This window comes from Aquipuribacter aurantiacus, from assembly GCF_051216895.1.
In the GTDB taxonomy this organism is placed as follows: Bacteria; Actinomycetota; Actinomycetes; order Actinomycetales; family JBBAYJ01; genus Aquipuribacter.
Genome location: NZ_JBPKAO010000013.1, coordinates 71,219 through 79,893 on the forward strand (window position 1 = coordinate 71,219; position 8,675 = coordinate 79,893).

Below are 8,675 nucleotides of genomic sequence, written 5' to 3' on the forward strand. Positions count from 1 at the left end.
GGTCCACCGGGTGCCGGCCTTGTCGACGAGGCCGCGGTCGAGGACGGCAGTCATGTCGCCACCGCCTTGCGCTGCGGCTGCCGGTCTCGGTCGGTGCCCTGGCCGTAGCCGGCCCCGACCGGTTCGTCGTCCAGCTCAGTCAGCAGCCTCAGGAGGTCGGGGGCGTCGACGCCATCGCGGAAGCTGCCGGCCCAGAACCCGGCCGACGCGTGGGACTCCTTGGCGTAGTGCCGGCAGCAGCCTCGTACTGGGCAGGTCCGGCAGAGCTGCGCCATCGCCGCCCGGGGCCCGTCCGAGACCCGGTGCGCGTCCTCGGTCCACGGCAGATCGGTTCGCCGAGCGCACGCGGCGCGGGTCATCCAGTGGTGGTCGAGGGCGGCCAGCGTGTCGGGGGTGACGGTGCGTGCGCGGGTGTTCATGAGTGCACCGCCGAACCGGTGTCCACGCCGGGACGGCTGGTGGAGGGTGCCCGGCCAGGCGTAGCGTCCATGTCCGGGTCGAGTCCCCCCACTCGGCCCGGCTGCCCGTCCTCGCCTGGCTTGCCGGAGTGCCCTTCACCCCCACCGATCCCCCCATCGGTCGAAGGGCCCGCGAAGACGGGCAGCCCCTTGTCACCACCAGCCAGCGCAGGCACCGGGTAAGCGCGGCCCAGCTGCTCGATCGTCTGGTCCGGGACGTACACCGCGCGGGCCCGCTGGGGGTCGGGGACGCCGTCGAGGCGGACGAAGCAGACGCCCGGGGTGGCGAGCGGGATCCTGTCGCAGGCGGCGCCGCGGTGCAGGGCGCCGTCGCCCAGCACCATGTCGACCTGGATCGGCTCGTCCAGCCGGAACGCCACCCTGACCGCATGCAAACCCCGCCAGCGCACCACCTCCTTCGAAGGGTCGACCGTCGTGGTGATGACGGTGAACCCCACTGCCCGACCCCGGGAGAGCAGGGCGCCCAGGGCGGCCTCGACCCGGCGGGTGCTCTTGGAGTCGGCGAGGGCGGTGAGGGTGGCGAGCTCGTCGACGACGACAACCCGGTGCGGGGACGACACCGAGGGCTCGTGCTGACGGCTGACCCCGGCGAGGGATGCAGCGCGCTGGTCGAGCTCGAGGACCAGGGCGTCGAGAGTGTCGGCCATGTCGTCGATTCGGTCGACGACGTGGGCGAGGGGTCGGGCGGGGATGGCTTCCATGCCGCCCTTGGGGTCCAGCCAGGTGACCCGCACCAGGCCCGCGTGGATGGCCGTCGACAGGCCGGCGACGATCGCCCACAGCAGGCTGCTCTTCCCGGAGCCGGTGGTGCCGGCGATGAGGACGTGCGCGCCCCGCAGCCGCAGCCGCCACGAGGTGCCGTCCTCGAGCACCCCCACCGACAGCCCGGCCAGACCCGCGAGGACCGAGGCGGGATCGGTCAGTTGGGGGACGCCGCCCAGGACGAGGGGGCGGGCGAGGGTGTCGGCGCGGGTGATGTCTAGCCACACCCGCCCCGGACCCGCCGGACGCACCCGCACCGCCAGCACCCGCCAGGCGTGGGCGAGGGAGTCGCAGGCGGCGATGACGGTGTCGGGGGTCATGCCGGACGGGAGGGCTACCAGGAGGTGGTCGGTCCGCCCGGTGAACCGGACTCGCTTGAGGCGGGCGACCTCGACCGATTGCCCTTCCTCGCGCAGCGCCCGCGGGGTGTCCGCCCACGCGAGGACAAGGGCATTGCCACCGCCGCCAGGGTTGTCCCGGCGGTCTGTGACGTACAGGCTGTGCCGCAGCGCCAAAGTCTTCCAGGACGGGCCGTAGACGTAGCGACGACGCCACCACGACCCCCACCAACGCCCGACCGCCCAGTCGAACGACCGCCGGGCCCGCCACCGCCACACGGCCAGCAGCAGGCCACACAGGACAGCGAGGGCAGCCAACCTTGCCTGCTGCTGCCAGGGCGCCGACAGCACCCACAGATACGCCCCGACGCCCAGGAGACCGACGCCGATCACCGTCCGGACGGGGTGACGCAGCAGGTCAGCCAGCACGAGCCGCAGAACCCACCAGCCGCGACGCCACACCGCAGTGAGGAGGCCCCACCAGCCCTGGCGCACGCGGCCGAGGTCGAGACCACGCCGGGCGCGAGGGACCTCGGTGGCCCCCATGGCGGTGGGCGCGGCGGTCATCAGTCGCCGTGGGTCGAGCGTGCGACCCGCAGCACCTCGTGACCGACGTCCTCGAGCAGCCCGAACGCGCGGACCAGGTCGGCCCGCAGCTCGTCGTCGGGGTAGTCCCGCACCCGGGCCATCAGGGCCGCCAGCTCGTCCAACACTCGCGCGATGTCCGCGGAGGTCTTGATGGCGTGCTCCCACACCTCGTCGCCGCTACTGACGCCCAGAGCACGGGCCCAGGCCACGACGTCAACCCGGCCCCGAGCGAGACCACCGCTACCGCCGGTGGAGGCGAGGCCGGCGCTCACCGGACACCACCCCTCACGCCCGCGGTACGCGAGCGACCGATGCGACCATCGGCGGCGGTCGTGGCGGCACGGCGGTCGAAGTCCAGGACCATCCAGACGCCCTCGGCCAGCGCGCGGAACAGCAACAGCATGTCGTCGGTGTCCGGGTCCACGTCTGCCAGGCCCGACAGGGAGCACTGCACGGCGGCGGCGTCGGACGCGATCGCATCCACCCGGCCGCACGCCTGGTTCAGCGTGGTGGCGAGGTCGTCGGCACCACGGCACCCCAGGGCGTCGGCCCAGCGGACGGGGTCGAAGCGCCCAGCGGGATCGGTGGCCATGTCAGGCCGCCTCGCTCGACGAGGCCGAGGAGCTGTTGGTGCTGGACGGCCGGCGACCGGAGCCCGGCACGGGGGCGGCGATGGCCTCGGCGGACCAGTACTCGACCAGTCCACCGGTGTTCTTGTTGACCCGGACCTCGACCCGCAGGCCCTCGAAGGTGATCGGCCCCAAAGCGCTGACGTCGGGGCGGTCGTAGGCGGGGACGGTGATGGAGGCGATGACGCTGCTGGTCCGGCCGTACTGGACCTGCTGGTACATCACCTCGACGCCCCACATCGGCATCCCGGTGTTCTCGTCCCGCGTCTGGACGTCGGACTGTGCGCGGCCACCGCCGGCGGTTTCGACCCAGTCGAACCTTGCGTCCACCACCCCCGTGGCCACCATCGGCTGCTTGCTGCTGTCCACCACGTATGCAGGCATTGCCCGCTCCTCTCGTCTGGAGGCCCGTTGCGGGCCGCCCTCCAAGGGCAGCGGAGTTGATGGCGGCGCAGAAGATGGCGCCAGTTAGCGCGACTTGTCCACAGGCGCGCTAACGGTCCGCACTTCGGCAGGCCAGGAGGGTCATGCTGTTCGTTATGGACGGTGATGCCGGGGTTGTCCTTCGAGCGCGTCGACCGCAGCTTTCCGCGCTACGTCGTGAACGCGGCTGGTCACAATCACGTCTGCTGTATGCAGTGCGCGAGCGAGCGGAGAGCCGGGGCATGACCCTGGCTTCGGCCGCGTCGTTGAAGGTGGCGCTGTCCCGCTGGGAGAACGGCCACCAGATCCCCGACGGCACTCACCGTCGACTCCTGGCGGACGCCCTAGGCGTGCCGGCCGCGGATTTGGGTTTCGATGACCCCGCTCCGCAACCCTTCGTGCCGAAGCGCGTTGTCGGTCCCGACTTGGTCGCCTACTACGAGGCGGCGTTCCGGCTGCACGTCACCGCGGACCAAGTTGTTGGTCCTGCGGACGTCCGCCCCGTCGTAATGGCGCAGGTCAAGGCGCTCGAGCAGGCACGCCGGAGCGCGTCCGGCGAGACGGCGCAGCGACTATTGAAAGCCAGCGCCCGCTATCTCGAACTCGCCGGCTGGCTGGCTCAGGACACCGGTGACCTCGGGCTCGCAGAGCGGTTGACCGCCCGGGCTGGTGATCAAGCGAACGCGCTCGGCGATGAGGACTTCGCCACCTACGTCACCGTTCGGCGCGCAGCCATCGTCGGCGAGGCAAACCGCGCGCAGGATGCCCTCGACCTGGCCCAGCTCGCGCACCGGCGTGCAGCCGGCCTACCCGGTGCAACAAGGGCCCTGGCCGGTCGTCAGGTGGCGCTGGCCGCCGCCCAGAGTGCCGACACCGCCGCTACGTCCAGGGCCATTGACCAGGCCCTCGCCGCTGTCAGGGAACCGATGCCGGCTGATCACCCCGGGCACTACTGCTCCCCGTCTTACGTGCACATGGAGGCGGCCCAGGCGCTACGAGTCCTCGGCCGTTCAGCGGACGCCGTCGAGCACCTCGTTACCGCGCTCGACGCCTGGCCGCACCACCAGGAACGCGATCAAGCGCTGTGCCTCGCGAGGTTGGCGGACACCCACGCATGCCTCGACGCCGTCGACGAGGCGTGCACCGCCGCCACGTCGAGCATCGCAATCCACGCCGTGGCGCCGTCGGCGCGAACAGCCCGCACGCTCCGCCGGGTTCGCAACCGCCTCAGCGCCCACCGTCGTGACCCATCCGTGCAGCCGGTCCTACTCAGCCTCAGCGCCGTAGGCTGACACCAGCAGGCCGGTTCTTGATGGGAGGCACGAGTGATCACCACAGCGACCTCGCACGAGGTCCGCGACGCCAGGCCGAACATCGCCGTGCTTCCGGTGGGCAGTTTCGAGCAGCACGGCGGGCACCTGCCCTTGACCACTGACACAGTCGTCGCTGCCGCCATCTCCGCCGCGATTGCCGACTCTTACGGCATGTTCCTGCTGCCACCGATCACCATTGGCTGCTCACACGAACACGAGGACTTCCCCGGCACGGTGAGTATCCGCGCGACCACCCTGGCCGCGGTGGTCGAGGACGTCTTGGACAGCCTTGCCAGGCAAGGCATCAGCCGAGCTGTCATCGTCAATGGCCACGGCGGCAACTACGTCCTAAGCAACGTCGTACAACAAGCCAACCGAGGACCCCGCAGCGTCGCCCTCTACCCGGAGAAGGCCGAATGGGCCGAGGCACGCACGGCCGCTGGCTGCGACACCGACCACAGCAGCGACATGCACGCCGGAGAACTCGAGACCTCCCTGCTGCTGCACCTGGACCCCGCCCTCGTCCAAGAAGGTTGGCAACAGGCAGACCACTTTGCCCCCGACCGCCGGCGGCTCCTGACCGAGGGTATGAAGGCCTTAACAACCGCCGGTGTCGTGGGCAAGCCCTCCGCGGCCACGCCGGCGAAGGGTGCCGCCGCCCTAGACAGCCTGACAAAGAACTTCGCCAATCGCCTGGACTCGCTAGCGCGGTGACGCGCACATCCTGACGACCGTTGGGCCCCGCCCCATACCCGGCCTCGACTCGGGATGTGGGAGGAAGGCCACTGAATCTTCGGTCTTGGGCAACTGCTCGCCGCCGGGCCGACCGTCGAGGCGTTTGGGCGAATCGTCGCCGATCGGCTTGTCCTCGCCGTCATCGTCGTCGAAGAGGACGTGCAGCTCGGTGCTGCTGGTCTGTCCCCGCTCCATGCCTGGCCGTCTGGGCCGGACGCGACCCCTTCGAACGCTACCGAGCGGCGGACGTCAACTGAACAGCAAACTCCTTGGAGGACTCATGACCGAAGAAGCCCGCTCGCCCGAGCCCGGCCTGCAGCAGTACACCATCCGACTGAACTACCCCGTCCACGCCAAGGACCACGCTGACGCGATGCGACGCTTCGGTGTCGACCTGCTGACCCACGGCATCGGCGAGCTGTTCTTCCGGGTGCTGAGGACCGGCGAGACGGACGCTCGGATCTTCCGTAACAGCGAGCAGGTCAGCACCGACCAGCAGAACCTCGACTACCTGCGCGAGGTCGCCGAGAAGCAGCCCGAGGTCGTGGCCGACGACAAGTCCTGACGGCCGACGGTAAAGGCCCCGCATCACCAGCACGGCAGGGCACTCGCCTCGCCAGTAGCCGAACATCCTTACCTCTCGCCGCCGAAGGTCGGGGAGTACAACGACACCCTCGGCGCCCGCTCCAGCCGAGCCTCGATGAGATCCAGTCCTACATCCAGCAGATCCAGGCCCTGGCGGGACGCATCCGCCAGACGCCCCAAACCAGGCAGGTGGCAGCAGCGTGACCGAGAGTCCCGACCGACCGAAGCTCGACCCGCACTTCTTCGCCCGGGAGGAGGACGGCAGCGTGCGTGTGCGCATCCGTCTGACCGCCGACCGGGCGACCGCGATCGAGAACGCCGCAGGTGACGTGCCGCTGGTGCAGTGGATCAACCGCGTCATTGACGCCGCCTCCCGACAGGCCGAGATCCCCTCGGCCACCCGCCTGCCCCGCCCGTCCCGCACCACCGACGACGACAAGGACCGCCGATGAGCCCCGACGACCACAGCCTGACCAGCATCTTCGACGACCTCGAGCCGGGCGACTTCGCCACGGCCGAGCCGTTCCACCAGGACGCACCGACGGGTCTCACCTTCCAGGCCTGGGTGCAGAACAACCTGCGCATGTCCCGCTTCGCCTACGCCGCGGCGATGGGCACCCCGCAGCAGGTCATCATCCTCGCCTCGGCCACGGTCGAACGCTGGTACAGCCCGCTGCCCGAGGAGAGCCTGGGCGACTTCCTGGCCCGCGTACAGGCCGAGGCACGGCGGCTCATCGCGACGCGGATGTTCACGTTCCGCCTGACGATGGGCATGTGGTCCCGCCCGGAGCCCGAGCAGGTCCGACTGCAGGTGCGCACCGAGGCCGAGGAGCCCGGAATGAGCCGCACGCTCTACTTCTACGCCATCACCACCGAAGAGCCCGAGACGGCGGAGGCTCACCGGCGAATCCACGGCGGCCTGGAAATCAACGGCAGCTTCACCGGCGAGGTCACCTACGCCTACCCCCAGCAGGTCACCGACCTGTACGAGATCCTGCCCGAGTCGCGCAAGCGCTGACCCGACCAGCAGAGGAGCCATCATGCCCTTCGACGTGTGGGCCGATGAGGACCTGTCCGAGTTCACGGACGACGTCGACACCTACGAGCACCACCCCCAACCAGGCGACTCCGACTTCAACCCCTTGCTCGCTGGTGCCGCCTACGCCCTCTACCGCCACGGTCAGGACCGACAGACCGCCGACATCGCGCGCCTCGTCGCCGGTCAGGGTGGAGCGGGTCGACTCGACATCCACGTGCACACTAACGAGGACGAGCCCGGCATCGCCCCGGTCAACGCCCTCGAGTTCACCACCAGCGACCACGAGGACATGACGTGGGATCGCTTCATCGGCCAGGCCGCACTGAAGCGCATCCTGAACGTGGCCATCAATTCCGCCAAGCTCCGCGGCGAGACCCTGGACCACGTCCTCCTCGCATCGGTGCGCCCTGGTGTAGGAAAGACCACCGTGGCGCGCTTGATTGCGAAGAGTCTGGGAGGCCAGATTATCGAGATGGTGCCGCCGTTCAACGTCTACACAATTGTCGAGGCGGCGTCGCAGTTGAACGACGGCGACGTCCTCTTCATCGACGAGGTGCACCTGCTCTGCAACAACGGCAAGAAGGGCGCCGAGATCCTCCCGAAGATCCTGGAGGACTGGGTGGCCTACCTGCCCGACGGTCGAGTCGTGCAACTCCCCCGCATCACCATCATTGCCGCCACTACCGAGGCGGATCTGCTGCCCGAGCCGGTTCTCGATAGGTTCGGCCATCGGCCCGGGTTCGCCCCCTACTCCGAGGACGATCTCATCGGGATCACGGTCCGTTTCGCTGCTCGTCTGAACTGCATGCCCGCAGTTGACGACGACGTCGTGGTTACCATCTCCGAGGCCTGCCGCGACACCCCCCGGGTGATCGAGAACATGGTCGTCGCGACGAGGGACCTAGCGCTGTACCTAAAGCGCAACGCGACGTCCGAGGAGCTTCTCACCCACCTGGAGGTGCAGCCCGACGGCCTCACCCGCGCCCACGTGGAGTACATAACCGCACTGCGGAAGTACTTCGGCCGGGTGAATGAGGACGACGAGGTCGAGTACCTGGCCGGCGAGGCCGCCATGCAGCAGCTGATGCGTGAGTCTGAGAAGGGCATCAACCGCATCGAGCGTTTCCTCATCGAGAGGCGCTACCTCGACAAGACCCCCCGCGGCCGCCGTCTCACCGAGCGCGGCATCACCAAGGCCGAGGAGCTCATCGCCGCCGGCAAAGGCCTGCCGGACACTTGACCCACCCCACGAACGACCACTGACACCCGGCGAAGGGGTGGCATAGCCACCGACACCCCTGCATTCTGAGACCGTCTTTATGCCCATCGCGACCCGGCGCCCATGAGTCTTCTCCACCAGGGGCCGTCGCCGTCTCGAAGTCGCCAGAATGCGCGACGGCTGGCAGGTGCACGTTGGCGACGCCCCTCGGGCCCGGCCTGATCCTGGGGGGGGCTCCGCCCCCACACCCCCGGGCCTCGGCTCAAGGATGCGAGGGGGGCACTTCAGGTGGTGACCCCATCCCCTCGTCGACCACGAGGGTGTGCCACACGACGAGCACGGCCGCAAGGCCAAGCCGCTGCGCGGTCGCTTCGCGAGCCCGGCACCCGCACTCCTCGCGCGCCACATCAGAGACCGCCGACGCGATGGGATCACCACCCGGCATCAGCTGAGGTCAGGGGTGACCAGGACCGAGGACTGCGGTCTGTCTGCGGTCTTGCTGCGGTCGTGCTGCTCCGTTGACCTCTATGGCATCAAGGCGCCGCGCTGGCGCGCGGCGCGGGAG

The 8,675-nt window shown here is 69.6% G+C and carries 11 protein-coding genes; 6 read left to right on the forward strand and 5 right to left on the reverse strand.

The window, feature by feature from the left end:
- Nucleotides 1–50: 50 nt before the first annotated feature.
- Genes ACR80Q_RS15755 through ACR80Q_RS15775 form a run of 5 tightly spaced genes read right to left on the reverse strand, consistent with a single transcriptional unit; the run spans nt 51 to nt 3,180 of the window.
- Nucleotides 51–419: a WhiB family transcriptional regulator gene (locus ACR80Q_RS15755; protein WP_435378589.1), complete on the reverse strand. Its 369-nt coding sequence runs from the start codon at nt 417–419 to the stop codon at nt 51–53.
- Nucleotides 416–2,146 carry an FtsK/SpoIIIE domain-containing protein gene (locus ACR80Q_RS15760; RefSeq protein ID WP_435378590.1) on the reverse strand — a complete coding sequence of 577 codons (1,731 nt, stop codon included), beginning with the start codon at nt 2,144–2,146 and terminating at the stop codon, nt 416–418. The genes ACR80Q_RS15755 and ACR80Q_RS15760 overlap by 4 nt, the downstream gene beginning before the upstream one ends.
- Complete coding sequence (locus ACR80Q_RS15765; RefSeq protein ID WP_435378591.1) at nt 2,146–2,376, reverse strand: hypothetical protein; 231 nt, start codon at nt 2,374–2,376, stop codon at nt 2,146–2,148. Before ACR80Q_RS15765 ends, ACR80Q_RS15760 begins: the two co-directional genes overlap by 1 nt.
- Nucleotides 2,377–2,435: 59 nt before the next feature.
- Nucleotides 2,436–2,759 carry a hypothetical protein gene (locus tag ACR80Q_RS15770; protein WP_435378592.1) on the reverse strand — a complete coding sequence of 108 codons (324 nt, stop codon included), beginning with the start codon at nt 2,757–2,759 and terminating at the stop codon, nt 2,436–2,438.
- A 1-nt stretch (nt 2,760) separates the two neighbouring features.
- Complete coding sequence (locus ACR80Q_RS15775; RefSeq protein WP_435378593.1) at nt 2,761–3,180, reverse strand: hypothetical protein; 420 nt, start codon at nt 3,178–3,180, stop codon at nt 2,761–2,763.
- Nucleotides 3,181–3,323: 143 nt separating this feature from the next.
- On the opposite strand from ACR80Q_RS15775, the gene ACR80Q_RS15780 reads away from it, so the two are divergent.
- The 6 genes from ACR80Q_RS15780 to ACR80Q_RS15805 all read left to right on the forward strand — a co-directional run bounded on the left by ACR80Q_RS15780 (nt 3,324) and on the right by ACR80Q_RS15805 (nt 8,131).
- On the forward strand, nt 3,324–4,511 hold the full coding sequence (locus ACR80Q_RS15780) for a helix-turn-helix domain-containing protein (RefSeq protein ID WP_435378594.1): 1,188 nt from the start codon (nt 3,324–3,326) through the stop codon (nt 4,509–4,511).
- A gap of 33 nt (nt 4,512–4,544) precedes the next feature.
- Nucleotides 4,545–5,246, forward strand: coding sequence for a creatininase family protein (locus ACR80Q_RS15785; RefSeq protein ID WP_435378595.1), 702 nt, complete (start codon nt 4,545–4,547; stop codon nt 5,244–5,246).
- Between the two features lie 301 nt (nt 5,247–5,547).
- Nucleotides 5,548–5,832, forward strand: a complete 285-nt coding sequence (locus ACR80Q_RS15790; RefSeq protein WP_435378596.1) for a hypothetical protein — start codon at nt 5,548–5,550, stop codon at nt 5,830–5,832.
- Between the two features lie 220 nt (nt 5,833–6,052).
- Nucleotides 6,053–6,304, forward strand: coding sequence for a hypothetical protein (locus tag ACR80Q_RS15795; protein ID WP_435378597.1), 252 nt, complete (start codon nt 6,053–6,055; stop codon nt 6,302–6,304).
- Nucleotides 6,301–6,870 (forward strand): hypothetical protein, encoded by a 570-nt coding sequence (locus ACR80Q_RS15800; RefSeq protein ID WP_435378598.1) that lies wholly within the window; start codon nt 6,301–6,303, stop codon nt 6,868–6,870. The genes ACR80Q_RS15795 and ACR80Q_RS15800 overlap by 4 nt, the downstream gene beginning before the upstream one ends.
- 22 nt (nt 6,871–6,892) lie before the next feature.
- The gene (locus ACR80Q_RS15805; RefSeq protein WP_435378599.1) at nt 6,893–8,131 is read left to right on the forward strand and encodes an AAA family ATPase; all 1,239 of its coding nucleotides are present in this window, start codon (nt 6,893–6,895) and stop codon (nt 8,129–8,131) included.
- The last annotated feature ends 544 nt before the right edge of the window (nt 8,132–8,675 follow it).

Excerpts from the sequence above, each read along its gene's own strand:
- ACR80Q_RS15755 (WP_435378589.1), bottom strand. The coding sequence starts at position 419 with ATGAACACCCGCGCACGCACCGTCACCCCCGACACGCTGGCCGCCCTC.
- ACR80Q_RS15760 (WP_435378590.1), bottom strand. The coding sequence starts at position 2,146 with ATGACCGCCGCGCCCACCGCCATGGGGGCCACCGAGGTCCCTCGCGCC.
- ACR80Q_RS15770 (WP_435378592.1), bottom strand. The coding sequence starts at position 2,759 with ATGGCCACCGATCCCGCTGGGCGCTTCGACCCCGTCCGCTGGGCCGAC.
- ACR80Q_RS15775 (WP_435378593.1), bottom strand. The coding sequence starts at position 3,180 with ATGCCTGCATACGTGGTGGACAGCAGCAAGCAGCCGATGGTGGCCACG.
- ACR80Q_RS15780 (WP_435378594.1), top strand. The coding sequence starts at position 3,324 with ATGCTGTTCGTTATGGACGGTGATGCCGGGGTTGTCCTTCGAGCGCGT.
- ACR80Q_RS15790 (WP_435378596.1), top strand. The coding sequence starts at position 5,548 with ATGACCGAAGAAGCCCGCTCGCCCGAGCCCGGCCTGCAGCAGTACACC.
- ACR80Q_RS15800 (WP_435378598.1), top strand. The coding sequence starts at position 6,301 with ATGAGCCCCGACGACCACAGCCTGACCAGCATCTTCGACGACCTCGAG.
- ACR80Q_RS15805 (WP_435378599.1), top strand. The coding sequence starts at position 6,893 with ATGCCCTTCGACGTGTGGGCCGATGAGGACCTGTCCGAGTTCACGGAC.